This is a genomic window from Pseudomonas sp. NPDC087803 (genome assembly GCF_044742995.1).
GTDB lineage: Bacteria > Pseudomonadota > Gammaproteobacteria > Pseudomonadales > Pseudomonadaceae > Aquipseudomonas.
Genome location: NZ_JBIUVO010000011.1, coordinates 13,321 through 32,161 on the forward strand (window position 1 = coordinate 13,321; position 18,841 = coordinate 32,161).

At 61.9% G+C, this 18,841-nt stretch carries 20 protein-coding genes; 7 read left to right on the top strand and 13 right to left on the bottom strand.

Going from position 1 to position 18,841, the window contains the following annotated elements:
* The 4 genes from ACIOUG_RS09460 to ACIOUG_RS09475 form a co-directional block, all read left to right on the top strand.
* Positions 1 to 725, top strand: a 725-nt coding sequence (locus tag ACIOUG_RS09460; RefSeq protein WP_401064679.1) for an adenosylhomocysteinase, incomplete at its 5' end; no start/stop codon positions are given.
* Between the two features lie 158 nt (positions 726 to 883).
* Entirely contained in the window at positions 884 to 1,729 is an 846-nt protein-coding gene (metF, locus tag ACIOUG_RS09465; protein WP_401064681.1) for a methylenetetrahydrofolate reductase [NAD(P)H], read from the top strand.
* 168 nt (positions 1,730 to 1,897) lie between these two features.
* Positions 1,898 to 2,710 (top strand): substrate-binding periplasmic protein, encoded by an 813-nt coding sequence (locus ACIOUG_RS09470; RefSeq protein WP_401064683.1) that lies wholly within the window; start codon positions 1,898 to 1,900, stop codon positions 2,708 to 2,710.
* A gap of 221 nt (positions 2,711 to 2,931) precedes the next feature.
* A complete protein-coding gene (locus ACIOUG_RS09475; RefSeq protein WP_401064686.1) occupies positions 2,932 to 4,803 on the top strand; it encodes a DEAD/DEAH box helicase in 1,872 nt (623 codons plus the stop codon).
* A 234-nt stretch (positions 4,804 to 5,037) separates the two neighbouring features.
* On the opposite strand, the gene ACIOUG_RS09480 is transcribed toward ACIOUG_RS09475, so the two are convergent.
* Together ACIOUG_RS09480 and ACIOUG_RS09485 are read right to left on the bottom strand one after the other, a co-directional pair.
* A complete protein-coding gene (locus ACIOUG_RS09480; RefSeq protein ID WP_047596554.1) occupies positions 5,038 to 5,631 on the bottom strand; it encodes a YceI family protein in 594 nt (197 codons plus the stop codon).
* Between the two features lie 31 nt (positions 5,632 to 5,662).
* Complete coding sequence (locus ACIOUG_RS09485) at positions 5,663 to 6,214, bottom strand: cytochrome b (protein WP_401064688.1); 552 nt, start codon at positions 6,212 to 6,214, stop codon at positions 5,663 to 5,665.
* A 252-nt stretch (positions 6,215 to 6,466) separates the two neighbouring features.
* On the opposite strand from ACIOUG_RS09485, the gene ACIOUG_RS09490 reads away from it, so the two are divergent.
* Together ACIOUG_RS09490 and ACIOUG_RS09495 are read left to right on the top strand one after the other, a co-directional pair.
* Positions 6,467 to 7,873 carry an adenosylmethionine--8-amino-7-oxononanoate transaminase gene (locus ACIOUG_RS09490; protein WP_401064691.1) on the top strand — a complete coding sequence of 469 codons (1,407 nt, stop codon included), beginning with the start codon at positions 6,467 to 6,469 and terminating at the stop codon, positions 7,871 to 7,873.
* Positions 7,874 to 8,086: 213 nt separating this feature from the next.
* Positions 8,087 to 8,806: a 16S rRNA (uracil(1498)-N(3))-methyltransferase gene (locus tag ACIOUG_RS09495; RefSeq protein WP_401064692.1), complete on the top strand. Its 720-nt coding sequence runs from the start codon at positions 8,087 to 8,089 to the stop codon at positions 8,804 to 8,806.
* A gap of 182 nt (positions 8,807 to 8,988) precedes the next feature.
* On the opposite strand, the gene ACIOUG_RS09500 is transcribed toward ACIOUG_RS09495, so the two are convergent.
* A complete protein-coding gene (locus ACIOUG_RS09500; protein ID WP_007964065.1) occupies positions 8,989 to 9,606 on the bottom strand; it encodes a hemolysin III family protein in 618 nt (205 codons plus the stop codon).
* Positions 9,607 to 9,817: 211 nt separating this feature from the next.
* On the opposite strand from ACIOUG_RS09500, the gene ACIOUG_RS09505 reads away from it, so the two are divergent.
* Positions 9,818 to 10,732, top strand: a complete 915-nt coding sequence (locus ACIOUG_RS09505) for a LysR substrate-binding domain-containing protein (RefSeq protein WP_338800219.1) — start codon at positions 9,818 to 9,820, stop codon at positions 10,730 to 10,732.
* Between the two features lie 137 nt (positions 10,733 to 10,869).
* On the opposite strand, the gene madM is transcribed toward ACIOUG_RS09505, so the two are convergent.
* The 10 genes from madM to ACIOUG_RS09555 all read right to left on the bottom strand — a co-directional run bounded on the left by madM (position 10,870) and on the right by ACIOUG_RS09555 (position 18,713).
* On the bottom strand, positions 10,870 to 11,634 hold the full coding sequence (gene madM, locus ACIOUG_RS09510; RefSeq protein WP_401064694.1) for a malonate transporter subunit MadM: 765 nt from the start codon (positions 11,632 to 11,634) through the stop codon (positions 10,870 to 10,872).
* Position 11,635: 1 nt separating this feature from the next.
* On the bottom strand, positions 11,636 to 12,052 hold the full coding sequence (gene madL, locus ACIOUG_RS09515) for a malonate transporter subunit MadL (RefSeq protein WP_003229065.1): 417 nt from the start codon (positions 12,050 to 12,052) through the stop codon (positions 11,636 to 11,638).
* A 66-nt stretch (positions 12,053 to 12,118) separates the two neighbouring features.
* Entirely contained in the window at positions 12,119 to 13,039 is a 921-nt protein-coding gene (gene mdcH, locus ACIOUG_RS09520; RefSeq protein WP_401064696.1) for a malonate decarboxylase subunit epsilon, read from the bottom strand.
* A complete protein-coding gene (locus ACIOUG_RS09525) occupies positions 13,036 to 13,656 on the bottom strand; it encodes a malonate decarboxylase holo-ACP synthase (RefSeq protein WP_401064699.1) in 621 nt (206 codons plus the stop codon). The genes mdcH and ACIOUG_RS09525 overlap by 4 nt, the downstream gene beginning before the upstream one ends.
* Complete coding sequence (gene mdcE, locus ACIOUG_RS09530; protein ID WP_401064701.1) at positions 13,650 to 14,435, bottom strand: biotin-independent malonate decarboxylase subunit gamma; 786 nt, start codon at positions 14,433 to 14,435, stop codon at positions 13,650 to 13,652. The genes ACIOUG_RS09525 and mdcE overlap by 7 nt, the downstream gene beginning before the upstream one ends.
* On the bottom strand, positions 14,432 to 15,283 hold the full coding sequence (locus ACIOUG_RS09535; protein ID WP_401064704.1) for a biotin-independent malonate decarboxylase subunit beta: 852 nt from the start codon (positions 15,281 to 15,283) through the stop codon (positions 14,432 to 14,434). The genes mdcE and ACIOUG_RS09535 overlap by 4 nt, the downstream gene beginning before the upstream one ends.
* Positions 15,276 to 15,575: a malonate decarboxylase subunit delta gene (locus tag ACIOUG_RS09540; RefSeq protein ID WP_047297125.1), complete on the bottom strand. Its 300-nt coding sequence runs from the start codon at positions 15,573 to 15,575 to the stop codon at positions 15,276 to 15,278. Before ACIOUG_RS09540 ends, ACIOUG_RS09535 begins: the two co-directional genes overlap by 8 nt.
* Positions 15,575 to 16,447, bottom strand: coding sequence for a triphosphoribosyl-dephospho-CoA synthase (locus ACIOUG_RS09545; RefSeq protein ID WP_401064707.1), 873 nt, complete (start codon positions 16,445 to 16,447; stop codon positions 15,575 to 15,577). The genes ACIOUG_RS09540 and ACIOUG_RS09545 overlap by 1 nt, the downstream gene beginning before the upstream one ends.
* The gene (gene mdcA / locus ACIOUG_RS09550; RefSeq protein ID WP_400497374.1) at positions 16,447 to 18,117 is read right to left on the bottom strand and encodes a malonate decarboxylase subunit alpha; all 1,671 of its coding nucleotides are present in this window, start codon (positions 18,115 to 18,117) and stop codon (positions 16,447 to 16,449) included. The genes ACIOUG_RS09545 and mdcA overlap by 1 nt, the downstream gene beginning before the upstream one ends.
* A 230-nt stretch (positions 18,118 to 18,347) precedes the next feature.
* Positions 18,348 to 18,713, bottom strand: a complete 366-nt coding sequence (locus ACIOUG_RS09555) for a DUF6124 family protein (RefSeq protein ID WP_401064710.1) — start codon at positions 18,711 to 18,713, stop codon at positions 18,348 to 18,350.
* Positions 18,714 to 18,841 lie beyond the last annotated feature (128 nt).

Here is an 18,841-nt window from a genome sequence, read left to right on the forward strand (position 1 = left end):
ACGGTGACGTGGGCAAGGGTTCGGCCCAGTCCCTGCGTCAGGAAGGCATGATCGTCAAGGTTTCCGAAGTTGACCCGATCTGCGCCATGCAGGCCTGCATGGACGGTTTCGAACTGGTTTCGCCGTTCATCGACGGCATCAACGATGGCACCGAAGCGAGCATCGACAAAGCGCTGCTGGGCAAGATCGACCTGATCGTGACCACCACCGGTAATGTCAATGTTTGCGACGCGAACATGCTCAAAGCCCTGAAGAAGCGCGCTGTTGTCTGCAACATCGGCCACTTCGACAACGAAATCGACACCGCTTTCATGCGCAAGAACTGGGCATGGGAAGAAGTGAAGCCGCAGGTTCACAAGATCCACCGTACCGGCCCGGGCGCTTTCGACGCACAGAACGACGACTACCTGATCCTGCTGGCCGAAGGCCGTCTGGTGAACCTGGGCAACGCCACCGGTCACCCGAGCCGCATCATGGACGGTTCGTTCGCCAACCAGGTGCTGGCGCAGATCTTCCTGTTCGGCCAGAAGTACGCCGACCTGTCGCCAGCCGAGAAAGCCAAGCGTCTAACCGTTGAAGTACTGCCGAAGAAACTCGACGAAGAAGTGGCCCTGGAAATGGTGCGCGGCTTCGGCGGCGTGGTCACTCAACTGACCAAGCAACAGGCTGACTACATCGGCGTCACCGTCGAAGGCCCGTTCAAGCCGCACGCTTACCGCTACTGATTGACGCGGCGGCCTGCTCTCCCTGTGGGAGCGGGCTTGCTCGCGAAAGCGGTCTGTCATTCAGCATTGATGTTGCCTGACCCGCCGCTTTCGCGAGCAAGCCCGCTCCCACATGGGATTGCAGCGCCTCGAAGGTTCTTGTTTCCAAGGGTATGACCATGTCCCAAGACCGTCGCTACAGCTTCGAGTTCTTCCCGACCAAGACCGATGCTGGGCATGAAAAGCTGCTCAACGTTGCCCGTCAGTTGGCAACGTACAATCCCGATTTCTTCTCCTGCACCTATGGCGCTGGTGGTTCGACCCGTGATCGCACCCTCAACACCGTTCTGCAGCTGGAAAGCGAAGTCAAAGTACCGGCCGCGCCGCACCTGTCGTGCGTCGGCGACAGCAAGGACGACCTGCGCGGCCTGCTGAACGAGTACAAAGCGGCCGGCATCAAGCGCATCGTGGCCCTGCGCGGTGACCTGCCGTCCGGCATGGGCATGACCAGCGGCGAGCTGCGTCACGCCAATGAACTGGTGGAATTCATTCGTGAAGAAACCGGCGATCATTTCCACATCGAAGTTGCCGCTTACCCGGAGATGCATCCGCAAGCACGCAATTACGAAGACGATCTCGCCAACTTCGTGCGCAAGGCCCATGCCGGCGCTGACAGCGCGATCACCCAGTACTTCTTCAACGCCGACAGCTACTTCTACTTCGTCGACCGCTTGCAGGCGCTGGGTGTGGACATTCCGGTGGTGCCGGGGATCATGCCGATCACCAACTACAGCAAGCTGGCGCGGTTCTCCGATGCCTGCGGCGCGGAAATCCCGCGCTGGATCCGCAAGCAACTGGAAGCCTACGGCGATGACAGCCAGAGCATTCAGCGTTTTGGCGAGCAAGTTGTCAGCGAAATGTGCGAACGCCTGCTGCAGGGTGGCGCACCGGGGCTGCACTTCTATTCCATGAACCAGGCTGAGCCTAGTCTGGCGATCTGGAATAACCTGAAGTTGCCGCGCTAAGCACTAAAAGCAAGATCAAAAGATCGCAGCCTTCGGCAGCTCCTACAGGTGTAATTAATGCCCATGTAGAGCTGCCGAAGGCTGCGATCTTTTGCTTTTAAATGCCCGAAACAGAGCTTGTGCAGGCACTTTCTGGCTCTTTCGCGTTTCTCGTCGTAATCTCAAGCCATGCCTTTGATCGCGCAATTTTTCACGGTGCTGGTTTTTGCTTGCCTGAGCTTTGCCGCTCGGGGCGAGAAGCTGCGTATTGTCACCGAGCCGTGGGCGCCTTATGTCTACGAGGAGGGCGGCAAGAACCTCGGGCTGGACTACGAAACCACTGCCATTGTGTTCAAGCGCCTGGGGATTGAGGTCGAATGGCAGTTCCTGCCGTGGAAGCGCTGCCTGTCGATGCTCGAGACCGGCCAGGCCGACGGCGCACTGGACATCTTTCACAGCGACGAGCGCGATGCCACCCTGCTCTATCCCGTTGAACCGCTGTCGGACGTCGAATTCGTGATGTTCTACGCCAACGATCGACCACACCCGTTCCGCCAGCTCGAAGACCTCAAGGGCCTGACCATCGGCACCTCGCCAGGTTATCTGTACAGCCCGGACTTCAGCGAATCGACCCTGTTCACCCGCGAACCGGCGCCGACCCACGAAGCCAACTTCGGCAAGCTGCTGCGCGGGCGTATCGACTTGCTGATCACAGATCGGCGTGTCGGTCAGCATTTGCTCGATCAACTGAATATCCGCGATCAAATCACCGAAAACCCTACGGTCATCAGCCGTCAGAGCCAATATCTGGCCGTTCGCCGCAATGCCGGCATGGATCTGCTGGTGCAGCGTTTCGGCGCCGAACTCAAGCGTTTCAAGCGCGAACCGGCCTACGCCGAGCTCAGCGCTCGCTATGGCGCGGCCCCGGCCGATACCGCGCCGCTGGGCAACGCCTCGGCCAGCAGCCAAACCGTTGAGCAGCAGGAAAGCAGCGCGCAGTGATTGCTCTGTTATACTCCGGCGTTCCCGCCAGGCTCACGCCCGGACGCCCGGAACCGTAACAGGCCTCTCGACCCGCTACAGCGCAGCTTTCAGCCCGCGCGAGCGCTCCTGACGTGCCTTCGAGACCGCAGCTGGACCGGACGGGATCGCGTCCTCTTAAACGCGATTCGCGCCAGGCAAGACTCCCATTGGGCCAAGCCCTAACTAAAACAGGATTACTCATGTCCTTTGCTTCCCTCGGTCTCTCCGAGGCTTTAGTCCGTGCCATCGAAGATGCGGGCTATACCGAGCCTACTCCGGTGCAACAGCGGGCCATTCCCGCCGTGTTGCAAGGTCGCGACCTGATGGTTGCGGCACAGACAGGTACCGGTAAAACCGGCGGTTTCGCCCTTCCGATCCTGGAGCGGTTGTTCCCCAACGGTCACCCGGACAAATCCCAGCGTCATGGCCCGCGCCAACCGCGCGTACTGGTCCTGACCCCGACCCGCGAACTCGCGGCCCAGGTTCACGAGAGCTTCAAGATCTACGCCCGTGACCTGAAATTCGTCAGCGCCTGCATCTTCGGCGGCGTCGGCATGAACCCACAGGTCCAGGCCATGTCCCGTGGCGTTGACGTGTTGGTGGCCTGCCCGGGTCGTCTGCTCGACCTCGCCGGCCAAGGCAGCGTCGATCTGTCCCACGTCGAAATCCTCGTCCTCGACGAAGCCGACCGCATGCTCGACATGGGCTTCGTCCACGACGTGAAGAAAGTCCTCGCACGTCTGCCGGCCAAGCGGCAGAACCTGCTGTTCTCGGCGACGTTCTCCAAAGACATCACCGATCTTGCCGGCAAGCTGCTGCACAACCCGGAACGCATCGAAGTCACGCCGCCGAACACCACGGTCGAGCGCATCGAACAACGCGTGTTCCGTCTTCCGGCCAGCCACAAGCGTGCCCTGCTGGCGCACCTGATCACCGCCGGCGCCTGGGAACAGGTACTGGTGTTCACCCGTACCAAGCACGGCGCCAACCGTCTGGCCGAGTACCTGGACAAACACGGCCTGCCGGCTGTGGCGATCCACGGCAACAAGAGCCAGAACGCCCGCACCAAAGCCCTGGCCGATTTCAAGGCCGGTGAAGTGCGCATTCTGGTAGCGACCGACATCGCCGCGCGCGGTCTGGACATCGACCAGTTGCCACACGTGGTCAACTTCGAACTGCCGAACGTCGATGAAGACTACGTGCACCGTATCGGCCGTACTGGCCGTGCCGGTCGTTCGGGCGAAGCGATCTCGCTGGTGGCCCCGGACGAAGAAAAGCTGCTGAAAAGCATCGAACGCATGACCAAGCAGAAAATCGCCGACGGCGACCTGATGGGCTTCGATGCCAGCACCATCGAGGCCGAGAAGCCTGAAGTGCGTGAGCGTCCGGACATGCGCAACCCGCGCAATTCCCGTGGCCCGCGTGGCGACGGTCCGAATGGCGGCGGTGGTGGCGGCGGTCGCAAGGACAAAGGCAAAGACAAGGGCAAGGAAAAACCCGCCGGCGAACGCGGCGAGCGCCCTGCTCGTCAGCAGAAACCACGTGAAGGCACCCCGGCCCGCGAACAGCGTCCGAGCCAGCCACCACGCGCCGCGGCTGATCGCGCACCGGACGAGTTCCTTGACGACGATATCGACAACTTCGGTAACCGCGTTGACTACGTGCCGAAAGCGGCCCCTGCCGGTGGCCGTGGCCGTCGTCCGGGGGCTCCGGCACAAGGTGCAGGCGCTGGCGCTCCACGTGGCGGTCAGCCGCAAGGTCGCCAGAACGGTCCGCGCAACAGCAACGGTTCGAGCACCGGTACTCCGCCGGCCAAACGCAACGGCCCACGCAATGGTGCGCCGCGTGATGGCCAGCAGGGCCGTCGTGACGAGTCCGCGTCGCGCAACCGCCGCCCGGCACGCGACGATCAGCAACGCGCTGAACCGGCCGTGCAGAACCCGCGCAGCAACGGGCCGAAGATCATGCACAAGGAATCGAAAGCCGACCGCTTCCCGACGCCTGAGCAGCTTGATCAACTGCCGACCCGTCCGCGTGGCGAAAAACCAGCACTGCTGACCCGCAATCGCTGAGTTATCGCTGCAATGAAAAATGCCCCGGTTCGAAAGAGCCGGGGCATTTTTTATGAATGTCCCAGAACCCGCTTTCTGTAGGAGCTGCCGAAGGCTGCGATCTTTTGACCCTGGAAAAACCAACCTCAAAAGATCGCAGCCTTCGGCAGCTCCTACAGGGGATCCGGGTTGTGACGGGCAATAAAAAACGCCCCCGATCTTGCGACCGGGGGCGTTTTTGCATGGCGGCGAAAATTACTTCGCTTTCACACCTTCAAACGAGATGTACAGATCGACGTTGTCGGACTGTGGACCCAGATCCATCATCTTGCCGAAATCAGAGCGCTTGATGCTGGTGGTGCCTTCGAAGCCGGCACGGTAGCCGCCCCATGGATCCTTGCCTTCGCCCAGGAACACAGCCTTGACCACGATTGGCTTGGTCACGCCGTGCAGGGTCAGGTCGCCGGTCACGTCAGCAGTGTCTTTGCCAGCGGCATTCTTGCCGGTGGATTTGACGCTGGTTGAGACGAACTTGGCGTCAGCGTATTTGCCCACGTCCAGGAAGTCTTTGCTGGAGATGTGCTTGTCGCGCTCGGCGTGGTTGGTGAACACGCTGGCGGTTTTCACGTTGAATTCGATTTTGCTGTCTTCAGGCTTGGCGGCGTCAAAGCTGAACTTGCCGTCGATGTCCTTGAAGGTACCGGTGATGTAGCTGTAGCCCAGGTGGCTGATCTTGAAGTCGACGAAGGCGTGCTGGCCTTCCTTGTCGACAGTGTAATCAGCAGCCATCACGTTCGCGGACAGTACGGCAGAACCGATTGCCAGAGCGGCCAGAGTCTTTTTCAACATGCTTTCTTTTCCTTTGAGTCGAGGTTGAATTTCAGGCTTTGCGACCGAGCATTCGTGTCAGGGTCACATCACGATCAATAAAGTGGTGCTTCAATGCTGCCAACGCATGGAGGCCGGAAAAAATTACCAGCGCCCATGCCAGCCAGAGATGAATCACCCCGGCGGTATCTGCCTGATCCGGTAGCCCGGAAACCAGTGCAGGAACTTCAAACAGGCCAAACACCGGGATCCCGACACCGTCTGCGGTGGAAATCAGGTAACCGGCAAGCATCACAGCGAACAGCCCGACGTACAGAAACCCGTGGCCGAATTTGGCGCCGAGGCGGGTCATTCGGCTGTAGCTCTGCAGCGTTGGCGGCGGCGGGCTGATAAAACGCCAGAGCACTCGCAACACCATCACGCCCAGCAACACCAGGCCGATGCTCTTGTGCAGATCCGGCGCGTCTTTGCGCCAGCTGCTGTAGTAATCCAGCCCCACCATCCACAGACCCAGCGCGAACAGCCCGAAGACTGCCAGCGCCACGCCCCAGTGCATGAAGATGCTGACCCAACCATAGCGAGAAGCAGAGTTACGTAGCTGCATTGCCCAAATCCTGTGAGAACTGCGAACCAAGACTAGCGAGTTATCTATCGAATTAAAGCGGAAAATTTTGCTTTGAAATATCGAGAAATACGATCAAGAGTCTTGAGCATAGTGGTTAAGGAAAGATTAACGGGGCAAGTCGAGGCAAGAGGCGTGAAATCGACGCAATGGGTTGTCCCGGCGCGATGCATTGCATAGGCTTGCGCGATTGTTTGCCCGCGCCTGACGCGAGCCGCCTCGAGGAGACTGTAAATGGGCCTGAATAACCAGTGGATGCAACGCGACCTCGCGGTGCTGTGGCATCCCTGCACCCAGATGAAAGACCACGAACAGCTGCCGCTGATCCCGATCAAACGCGGTGAAGGCGTCTGGCTCGAAGACTTCGAAGGCAAGCGCTACCTCGACGCCGTCAGTTCCTGGTGGGTCAACGTGTTCGGCCACGCCAACCCGCGCATCAACCAGCGCATCAAGGATCAGGTCGATCAGCTGGAGCACGTGATCCTCGCCGGCTTCAGCCATCAACCGGTGATCGAGCTGTCCGAGCGCCTGGTGAAGATGACCCCGGAAGGTCTGAATCGGGTGTTCTACGCCGATAACGGTTCGTCCTGCATCGAAGTCGCGCTGAAAATGAGCTTTCACTACTGGCTCAATCGCGGTCAGCCGAACAAGAAGCGCTTCGTCACCCTGACCAACAGCTACCACGGTGAAACCATGGCGGCGATGGCGGTCGGCGACGTGCCGCTGTTCACCGAAACCTACAAAGCCCTGCTGATGGACACCATCAAGGTGCCAAGCCCGGACTGCTACCTGCGCCCCGAAGGCATGAGCTGGGAAGAACATTCGCGCAATATGTTTGCGGCCATGGAACAGACACTGGCCGAGCATCATGACAGCGTTGCGGCCGTGATCGTCGAACCGTTGATTCAGGGCGCCGGCGGCATGCGCATGTACCATCCGGTGTACCTCAAGCTGCTGCGCGAGGCCTGCGACCGCTATGGCGTGCACCTGATCCACGACGAAATCGCCGTTGGCTTTGGCCGCACCGGCACCATGTTCGCCTGTGAACAGGCCGGCATCCGCCCGGACTTCCTCTGCCTGTCCAAAGCCCTGACCGGCGGCTACCTGCCGCTGGCGGCGTGCCTGACCACCGATGAGGTCTACAGCGCGTTCTACGACGACTACCCGACTCTGCGCGCCTTCCTCCATTCGCACAGCTACACCGGCAACCCGCTGGCCTGTGCGGCGGCGCTGGCGACGCTGGATATCTTCGAGCAGGACAACGTCATCGAGAACAACCAGGCGCTGGCCCGGCGCATGGCCTCGGCCACTGCGCACCTGGTCGATCACCCGAACGTCTCGGAAGTGCGCCAGACCGGCATGGTGCTGGCCATCGAGATGGTCAAGGATAAAGCCACGAAAGAGGCCTACCCTTGGCAGGAACGCCGTGGCCTGAAGGTGTTCCAGCATGCGCTGGAGCGCGGCGCGCTGCTGCGGCCGCTGGGCAGCGTGGTGTATTTCCTGCCGCCGTACGTGATCACCCCGGAGCAGATCGACTTCCTCGCCGAAGTCGCCAGCGAAGGCATCGACATCGCCACCCGTGACAGCGTCAGCGTGGCGGTGCCGAAGGATTTCCACCCGGGCTTTCGCGATCCGGGCTGATTGTCCGACTGTTTCAAACATCACCCCTGTGGCGAGGGAGCTTGCTCCCGCTGGAGGCCGAAGGACTCCCAAAACCGGCCAATGCAATGCAGCAGAAATACCGCGTCGACCGGTTTTACGACTGCTGCGCAGCCGAGCGGGAGCAAGCTCCCTCGCCACAAAAGCAAGACACCAGTAAGCCGCAACTCTGAGCCAATTTTCTAGAGACCCGAAATGAGACTGTCCCGCTTCTTTATCGACGCCCCCCTGAGCACTGGCGAACACGAACTGCCGGAAGCCCAGGCGCATTACATCAGCCGCGTGCTGCGCATGGCCGAGGGCGATGCGGTGCAGTTGTTCGACGGTTCCGGCCATGAGTTTCGCGGCGCGCTGGTGGAAGTCGGCAAGAAACGCGTCGTCGTGCAGATCGACGAGCAACTGGCCGGGCAGATCGAATCGCCGCTGCAGATCCACCTCGGCCAGGGCCTGTCCCGGGGCGAACGGATGGACTGGGCGATCCAGAAAGCCACCGAACTCGGCGTGACGGAAATCACCCCGATCTTCAGCGACCGCTGCGAAGTGCGCCTGAAGGACGAACGCGCCGACAAACGCCTGCTGCACTGGCGTCAGGTGGCGATCAGCGCCTGCGAGCAATGCGGTCGTTCGCGGGTGCCGGTGATTCATCCGCCGCTGCTGCTGGCCGACTGGCTGAAGCAGACCAAGGCCGAATTGAAACTGGTGCTGCACCCGGTGGCCGAGCCGCTGGTGAGTCATGCCAAACCGGCGACGCTGGCGTTTCTGATCGGGCCGGAGGGTGGCTTGTCGGATGCCGAGGTCGAGCAGGCCAAGGGCAACGGCTTCCATGCGGCACGCCTCGGGCCACGGGTGTTGCGCACCGAGACCGCGCCGGTGGTGGCGCTGGCGGTGGCCCAGCAGTTGTGGGGTGACTTCTAGGGCCTCTTCGCGAGCAAGCCCGCTCCCACGGTAGTTCTTGGGTGTACACAGCATTTGTGTTCACTGCAAATCCACTGTGGGAGCGGGCTTGCTCGCGAATGCGGTGTGTCATTCAACAAAGATGTTGGCTGACTTGACGCCATCGCGAGCAGGCTCACTCCTACAGGGGGACGGTGGCGTGTCTAGAGGACATAAAACAGAATCGCCACAAAGTGCAGCAGGCTCCCGGCGATCACGAACAGATGCCAGATCCCGTGCGCATGCCGCAACCGGTGATCCAGGGCAAAGAAGATGATGCCCACGGTGTACAAGACCCCACCCGACGCCAGCCAGGCAAAGCCAGCCGTGCCCAGCGCCGCAATCAACGGCTTGACCGCCACCAGTACGATCCAGCCCATCACCGCATAGATCACGATCGACAGGATCCGTGCCTCCGAGCGTGGCTTGATCTCCTGCAAGATGCCGATCAGCGCCAGCCCCCAGACAATCCCGAACAGCGTCCAGCCCCAAGGCCCGCGCAGCGTCACCAGACAGAACGGCGTGTAGCTGCCGGCGATCAGCAGGTAGATCGAAAAGTGATCGACCTTCTTCATGATCGCTTTCTTGCGCCCGCGCACGCTGTGGTACACGGTCGAGGCGCTGTAGAGCACCAGCAAGGTAAAGGCGTAGATCGCCACGCTGACAATCTTCCACGGACTGCCGTCGAGGCTGGCAATCACCAGCATCCACACGCCGCCGATAAACGCTGCCACTGCCCCGACCAAGTGCGTCCAGGCGTTGAGTTTTTCCCCGTGATACATGTGTCACTCACCTCGTTATTCGTTACCGCAACGCGCAAGGCTCGGGCCTTGAGCGTAAAAGCGCAATGTTTCCATTCAAAGCCAGGATCAAAAGATCGCAGCCTGCGGCAGCTTCTACAGGAGAATCGCATTCCAAAGGTAGGAGCTGCCGAAGGCTGCGATCTTTTGCTCTTCAAGGCACAATCGACGCATTCGAAAAAGAGTCCGCGCCATGCTGATCGACGAAGAATTGACCCTGAAAAAACTCGAGGTGTTCCTCGCCTTCATGCGCACCGGCAATCTGGCGCGCGCCGCTGCCGAGTTGCAGACCAGCAATGTCAGCGTGCACCGGGCGATCCATTCGCTGGAAAGCGCCCTGCGCTGCCCGCTGTTCAAGCACGAAGGCCGCAACCTGACGCCACTGGAAAGCGCCTACGTGCTCGAAGAACGCGCGCAGAAGCTGATCCAGGACGTGGTCGAAAGCGTACGCCTGACTCGCGAGGCTGCCGGATTCTCCGCTGAACGCTTCAAACTCGGCTCGCTGTATTCGCTGACGGTGAAAACCGTACCGCAACTGATCATGGGCCTGAAGATCCGCCGTAGCGAACTCAACATCGACCTGATCCTCGGCTCGAACATCGACCTGCTGTACAAGCTGAAGAACATGGAAGTCGACGCGATTCTGGTGTCGCTGGACGACACGGTCAGCGACCCGGACTGCGAGCAGATCCCGCTGTTCTCCGACGACATTTTCCTCGCCACGCCGGCAGATTCAAGATTCGCCCAGCGTCAGGAAGTCGATCTGGCGGAAGTGCGCGACGAAACCTTCATCACCCTGACCCAAGGCTTCGCCACCCATCAGGACGGCATCCGGGTGTTCAAGCAGGCGGGGTTCGAGCCGAAGGTGGCGATGCAGGTCAACGACATCTTCACCCTGCTGAGCATGGTCAGCTCGGGGGTCGGTTATGCGTTGCTGCCTGGGCGGATTGCGGCGGTGTACGAGAACCGCGTGAAGCTGATTGCGTTGCAGGAGAAGTACCGCTTGCAGCAGCACATTGGCGTGGTGTTTCTCAAGGCCAAGGAGCGCGATCCGAATCTGCTGGCGTTGCTGGCGGAATGTCGGATGTATGCCAATCGCCAGACTTGAGACCGAGTCGCCTGCATCGCTGGCAAGCCAGCTCCCACAGGGTTTTGTGCTGATTCGGAAATCTTCTTACAACACAAAACCTGTGGGAGCTGGCTTGCCAGCGATGGCGTTAGACCCGACAACACAGAATCCGAAAGTCAGCCCACAATCCCGCGAACAATAAAGAACAACAGTGAAGGCCCGAGCAAACAGCCAAGCCCAGTATGGAACGTAGCGGTCAACGCCCCATAAGGCACCAACCGCCGATCCGTCGCCGCCAGCCCCGCGGTCACCCCGCTCACCGTCCCGGCCAGACCTCCGAACACCATCGCCGAACGAGGGTTATCCAGGCCCATCCAGCGCGCCGCGACCGGCGTGCCGACCATCACCAGAATCGCCTTGATCAATCCGGTGGCAATCGACAACGCCATCACATCCGAGGTCGCACCAATCGCCGCGCCGGTCACCGGCCCGACGATGTAGGTCACCGCACCGGCGCCGATGGTGGTCATGCTCACCGCATCGCGATAGCCGAAGGCCCAGGCCATGCACGCGCCGACAATGAACGGCAGGATGGTCCCGAGCAGCAGCGCGATCACGCCGATCAACCCGGCCTTCTTCGCCTCGGTCGCCTGCACTTCGAACGCCGTCGCCACAATCGCGAAATCACGCAGCATCGCGCCGCCCATCAAGCCGATGCCGGAGAACAACGTCAGATCCGCCAGGCCTTTCTGGCCGCCCGTCATAGTGCCACCAACCCAGGCCAGCACCAGACCGATGACGATGGCAATCGCCGAGCCGTGAATGCGCCCGAACGTCAGGCGTTTCGAGAGAACCACCGAGACCCACATGATCACGCCGACGAAAGCGAAGGCAGTGACCAGACCGTTGTGTTCCAGACCGTTTTCAATGAGTGCCCACATGTCAGCGGCCTCCTACCGGGGTGCCGACCGGAGTGACTTCCACCGGTTCGTCGGGCAACGGTTCGCCTTTATGGGTGCGGCTGATCAAGGCAATCGTGCAACCACACACCACCACCGAACCGATTGCCGCCAGCACCGCCACCGGGCCACCGTGCAGGGCGGTGACGACGTTCTGTTGCGCGGCCATCGCCACCACCACCGGAATGTACATCGCGCCCCAGAAGCCGACGCCCATTTCGCAATCCTTGGTCATGCCGCCGCGTTTCTGCATCCACAACCGCGCGCAGATCAACAGGATCATGGCGATGCCGACCCCGCCGACGTTGGATTTGACGCCCAGCAACACGCCGAGCATGTCACCCATGATCACCCCTGCCAGCGTACAGATCGCCAGCAGCGCCACACCGTAAATAATCATTGTTGTAGTCCTCAAAGTGCATCGTCGAATGTTGTTTTTGTTGTTCGAAGCCTGAGTCGCGGCGGTTTATGGTCGGCGGCCACCCTCCTCTCGCAACAGCGCCTGCAAGGTGTCCAGACGCGCACTGTCGAAGGCAGTGACCGTGCCCGATTCAAACACCCGGCGCGCCAGCCCGGTCAGCACCGCACCGGGCGGCAGTTCGATCTGTAGCCGCACGCCGCGTTCGTAAGCGCTTTGCACGGTGCCACGCCAGTCCACCACGCGGCACATGTTGAAGGCGAGGTCGTCACGCAGAGCATCAGGCTTGATCAGCGGACGCGCGCGACTGCCGCTCAGGTAAGCGATTTTCGGGGCCTTCAGTGCAACCTTGGCGAAGGCTTCGGCGAGGGTTTGCGCAGGTTTTTCCAGCAACGGACAGTGCGACGGCACGCTCACCGCCAGGCGTTTCGCCAGACCGGCACCTCGACTGCGCGCCAGTTCCGCCACCGCGTGCATCGCCGCGTCGCTGCCGGCAATCACCACTTGGTTATCGGCGTTGATGTTGGCCAGGTACACCGGCGACTCCGCGCCGTGCACCTGCGCCAGCAGCGTTTCGACTGTGGATAATTGCAGACCGATGATGGCGGTCATGCCATAGCCCTGTGGATAAGCCTGCTGCATCAACTTGCCACGCAGGCTGACCAGATGCAGCGCATCGCTGAAGCTCAGCGCCCCGGCGACCACTGCTGCCGGGTATGCGCCGATGGACAGGCCGGCGACGTAATCCGCTTCCAATTCGTCTTGCAGCAACTGCCGCGAGGCAGCGACCCCGGCGATCAACAGGCACAGCTGAACCGCCCGGGTGCTGCGCAACGCATCGGCAGAATCGAGCAGCGCGACATCTTCACCGAGCACATCGCTGGCCTCGGTCAGGGTTGCTCGAGGCAAACGCTGAAGCATGCCCGGTTGCTGCGCGCCCTGGCCGGGGAACACCAACAGACTGCTCACGCTGCCTGCTCCTGGGGGTTCCACGGGTCAGCGACCAGACAGGCTTGATGGGCGTTTTTCAGCAGCACCCGTGCAGACCCGCTGGCCCATTCGCGCAAGGCGACTGCACCGAACGGCGTCTGCAATTGCATGTCCACTCGGCACACGGTTTGATCAAAGAGTTCGACCAGTTTGCGTGCCTGATTACGCGTGATCAGCTGCGGGGTACGCAGAATCAGATCGAGATCGCTGGCCGCGTGCATCGCGGTAAAACCACTGGCCAACTCAAACCCGACACTGCCGCTGACACCCCAGACCCAACCGCAGTCATCAAGCATTGGCCGTAGTTGTATGAGCGCCTGCATCACTGGCAGATCGCGCTCGCAATCGACATGACCAAGCGCTTCGGGGCTGACCCGACAGGCAATTGAATCGAGCGCCATGAACGCCGCCAGCCGCTGCTCACGCACCACACCGCGCACGCCCACCGCGACCCAACCTTCAGCGCTCAGCGCGCGCCGCACCACCACCGGTTGCCCGACAGCCAGCGACTCGATTGCCCACTGCGGCGCATCCGCCGGTAGCTGCGCCGGGGTCATGCCCCACAGCAGGTCGTGGGCCAGTGGCAGGTTCACCACTGCGCCCTCAGCAGTTCACGCACGCGGCTGGAGGCTTGGCGATTTTTCGCGCCGAGACGCTTGCTCAAGTCAGTGCTAACGACGTCGCTGATGGCCTGTTTCAGGCACTCGGTCACCCGCGCCAGATCCTCCGCCGTCGGCTGCTCGATCTGCTGCACCGACAAGGTTTCCCAGAGCAATCCAAGGCTGGCGTAGCTGTCGATGTCATAGGCCATCGGCGGCACGCTGGCGGCCAGCGCTTCCAGTTCCTCGACACTGCGCAGCGTCACCCGCGCCGCCGAGGCCTTGCCCATCGCATGCACCATCACGCCGGGATCGCGCAGGGCAATCAAACGGTTGGCCTGATAACCGTGGGCGAGAAACGCCCCGGACATCGCCTTGCCCACCAGCAGCGCAATCACCGCATGCCCGGCCAGACGGGCGCGGGCATAACTGTCCGCCGCACCGGCCAGGGCCTGATGAATGCCGAGGGCTTCTTCGCGACGACCGTAAGCCTGGCTCGGGACGTCGACGATGGCGATGATCGGGCGCTTCTGCGCTTTGTCGCGATCAGCCGTGATCACCTCATCCACAGCCTTGGCCAGACCCCAGCCTTCGAGCAAACCGACTTCGCCGTTGCGAGCCCGTGGGAAGCGGTTGTCCGGGTCAGCAACCACCGCAATAAAGCGCCCAAGTTCGCCGTCGGCGACCTTTAACGATGGCGGCAAACCTTCGACCGCTTTCGCCCCACCGGTCAGGGCATTGAACCAGTTCAAACCGCGCACGGAATAACCACTCATGAGCGCTCTCCTTGATACAGATCGCGAACCACCGAAGGCTCGATTTGCTTATCGGTGTCCAAGCTCGCCAGACGTTGCAGGAACCAATCAGCGCGCTGACTGCGCGGTTGTGCTGGCAAACCTTGCTGCAACAGTTCACCGATCTGCTGGCGAATCTGCGCCACATCATCGGCGACATAACGATCCACCAACCCACTGGCGAAACGCTGCTCGCCACCGGTCAGGCTCCAGATGAAGGGCCGGTCGCGGGAGTCGTACTCTTCGATCCCGGCTTCCTGCTCGATCACCTGTGGCCCGTTGAGGCCGAGGCGCGCTTCCTGGGTCACCAGCAAATAGCTGCACAGTGCGGCGGCAATCGACATGCCGCCGAAGCAACCGACGCTGCCCGCCACCACACCTACCACCGGTTGGTACTGCTGCAAATCGACAATCGCCGCGTGAATATCGGCAATCGCCGCCAGCCCGAGGTTGGCTTCCTGCAAACGCACGCCACCGGTTTCCAGCAGCAACACGGCGCGGGTCGGGATGCCTTTGCGGTTGTCTTCGGCGGCCAGTTCCAGCGCGCCGGCAATCTTCGCCCCGCCTACTTCGCCGAGGCTGCCGCCCTGGAACGCGCCTTCGATGGCGGCGATCACCACCGGCAAACCGTCGAGGCTGCCCTTGGCGATCACTACGCCGTCATCGGCTTGCGGCACCACGCCCTGGCGTTCGAGCCATGGCGACATGACGCGTTGAAACGGGTCGAGCAATTCGCGGAAGGTCCCGGCGTCGAGCAATGCTCTCGCCCGTTGCCGCGCACCGAGTTCGACGAAGCTGTGCTTGCGCAACAGCGCTGCGCTGTCAGTCATGGCCGATCTCCTCGAAACCTTGTTCCAGGCGCAAACGCACCACACCCGGCGTGGCGCCAAAATCGTGGATGTCGATGGCCATCGCCGGCGGTGTGGTGCCGTCAAACATCCGCGCAAACAGATGTTGCCAGCGCTGCTGCGCTCCGTTGACCGAGGTCTGCACATTGATCGTCAGCTTGCCGGCCAGCCCCGGTTCGATCAGCACTTCCAGATCGCCCGAGCCGACACAACCGACCAGCGCCCGCCCGCGTGGCGGCTGCCCGGCGGGGAATTCAAAGGATAAGATTTCCATCAAAACGCTCCCTGAAGGATGCCGTTGCGCTCGATACGGTCGAGCAGCAGCGTGGCGGCGAGCAAGTCGGCGGCGCCACCGGGCGAGGCATTCAATGCGATGAGTTGTTGATCCAGTTCGTGCAGGCGCCGACGTCCGCTGAGGCTGGCGCTGCCGCCAGCGTCGAGCACTGCTTGCGCACCTTGCTGCATAGCGTGCAGGCCCTGTTCACCGGCGCGGTAGAGCACGCAGGTGTCGGCCAGATCGGTCATGATCGCCAGCAGCGCATCGAGCCGGGCGTTCTGTTCGCCGTGGCCATTGGCGCGGCTGCGCTTGAGCTGCGGCAAGCCACGTTGCAGCACCGAAGGGAAGCCGAGTTGCGCTTCTTCGCGGGCACCGCGTGCGCCGTAGCGCAGGGCGACTTGCGCGCCGTGGCTCAATGGCTTCGGCGCGTAACGGTCCTCCAGCAACGCCAGACGCGCAGCGCGCAGGGTCACGGCATTGGCGCTGGAGGATTGCGGTTCCAGTGCAGCAGCCGTCACCAATAATCCCAGCGCCCAAATGGCACCGCGATGGGTATTCACCCCGTTGGTGGTCGTGAGCATGGCTTGCTCGCCTTCGCGACCGATGCGGCCAATCGCTTCGCGCAAGGGCAAACCGACTTCGCCTGTCGCGCTGGCGGCCTCGGCCATCTCCTTGAACGCCGGCCACAACGACAAAGCCGAAGCGTGCATCAGGCCCAGGTGCAGATCGGTGTGCGCGCCATTGCCACGCCGGTCGACCAGCGCCGGTTTCGGCGACAGATCGGCTTCGTCGATCAGCGCATCCACCGCCAGATCGGCCAGGCGTTCGCTCAGGCTCAGGGGTTTCGCTTGCAGGTTGAGTGCGTGCATCACCAACTCCTGAACTTGGCGGGCGGGTTGTACAGGCCGCCGGACCACTCGACCAGATCGGCCACGCTTTTCGCCGCCAGCAGTTCGCGGGTGGCGTCGGTGCGGCGGATGCCGAGGTCTTCGGGCAAGGCGATCAGGCCTTCGCGGCGCATGCGTTCGGTGTCTTTCGGGTTGTGGCGCAGACCGATGGCGGTGACGCCGGCCACCGCTGCGATCATCGCCTGACGCTCTTCCAGCGAGCGCGCCTTGTACAGGTAGGCGATGCCCTCTTCGGTGAGCAGATGAGTGACGTCGTCGCCGTAGATCATGATCGGCGCCAGCGGCATGCCGCTTTTCTTCGCCACTTCCACTGCGTCGAGGGTTTCGACGAAGGTTGGTTTGCCGCCCTCCTGGAAGGTCTCGACCATTTGCACCACGAGTTTCTTGCCGCGTTCGAGCATCGGTTGCTGCGCGTCGTCGTGGCGCATGTCGAGCCACGCCGGGGTGCCGTGACGCCGACCGCGCGGGTCGTGGCCCATGTTCGGCGCACCGCCGAAACCGGCGAGGCGGCCACGGGTCACGGTCGAGGAATGGCCGTCGCCATCGACCTGCAATGTCGCGCCGATAAACAGATCCACCGCGTACTGCCCGGCGAGTTGGCAGAACATCCGGTTGGAACGCAGCGAGCCGTCGCGGCCGGTGAAGAACACGTCCGGGCGCGCGGCGATGTAGTTTTCCATACCGAGTTCGGTGCCGAAGCAGTGCACGCTTTCGACCCAGCCGCTTTCGATCGCCGGGATCAGGGTCGGGTGCGGGTTGAGCGTCCAGTTACGGCAGATCTTGCCTTTGAGGCCGAGGGATTCGCCGTAGGTCGGCAGGATCAATTCGATGGCGGCGGTGTTGAAACCGATGCCGTGGTTGAGCGACTGCACGTTGTGTTTTTCGTAGATCCCGCGAATCGCCATCATCGCCATCAACACGTGCACCGGTTTGATGTGCCGTGGGTCGCGGGTGAACAGCGGTTCGATGTAGAACGGCTTGTCGGCCACCACGACGAAATCCACCCACGAGGCCGGGATATCCACGCGCGGCAATTCGCTGACGTCGTCCACCAACTGATTGACCTGAACGATGACGATGCCGTCGCTGAAGGCCGCCGGTTCAATCAGTGCCGGGGTGTCTTCGGTGCTGGGGCCGGTGTAGATATTGCCGGCGCGGTCGGCCATGAACCCGGCCGAGAGCACGACGTTGGGGATCAGGTCCACCACCAGCCGCGCGTAGAGTTCGATGTAAGTGTGGATCGCGCCGATTTCCAGCAAGCCGTCTTCAAGCAGCTGGCTGATGCGCAGGCTCTGGGTGCCGGCGAAGGAGAAATCGAGCTTGCGGGCGATGCCGCGTTCGAACAGATCAAGGTGCTCGGAGCGACCAACGCTGGGCATGATCATGTGCAAATCATGCAGCTTGGCCGGGTCAGCCTTGGCCAGCGAACGGGAAAGGAAATCCGCCTGCTTCTGGTTATTGCCCTCCAGCACCACCCGGTCGCCGGGATGGATCAGCGCTTCAAGCGCGGCGACGATCTTGTCGCTGGGCAACACCACACCGTCGGCCAGCCCGCGCACCTTGTCGAGACGCCGCTGCTTCTCGTCACGCCGCCGCGTCCAGCGCGAGTCGGGGGAAATTGTTGTTGTCATGCTCACTCCACGGGGTTCGCTGTCGTGGAGCCAAGGTAGGCGTGTGAGCGGGGCGCATCAATCAAGCGCAGCGGTGAATCATTACGCTGAGCGTAATGTTCACTGGCCTCATCGCTGGCAAGCCAGCTCCCACAGGTTTTTGGGTAATTATCAGAATCCGAAAACAACTCGGACACTGTGGGAGCTGGCTTGCCAGCGATAGGGCCGGTCAACACACCGCAACGGCTGGATCAGTCTGCGGGCACCAATTTGTCCAACACCCGATTCACCGCCAACTCCGCCACCATCACCACTTGGGCAATGCCTTGCAGGGTCTTGCGGTGCGTGCCTTCGACCAGCGCGGCATGGTTGTTGAGCATGACCGTGGCCGAGCCGAGCGATTCACTGGCGTCGGCCAGCAGGGATTCGCTGTCGGCGTCGGGGTTGGTCATGTACAGCGTGTTGGGGGTGTAGGGCGTGGCCATGAGGTCGGGTTTTGGCGGGCCGAGGTAATGATCGAGGGCGCGCTCGGCGGCTTCGTGGAATTTCTTCGATTCGGGGGTTTCGTAGGGGGAGGCCGTGTCTGTGGACGGCGGGTTTGGTGTTGGTTTGAACATGGTGACTAACCTCGGTGAGGCCGCAATCCTTTCGCCGCTAAGCAAAAGGGTGGCGGCTATGCGCAAGTTAGCGGACCGGTAGTCACCAAAAACCCGGCGCACCCGAAGGTGCCATGCGCACAGCCACC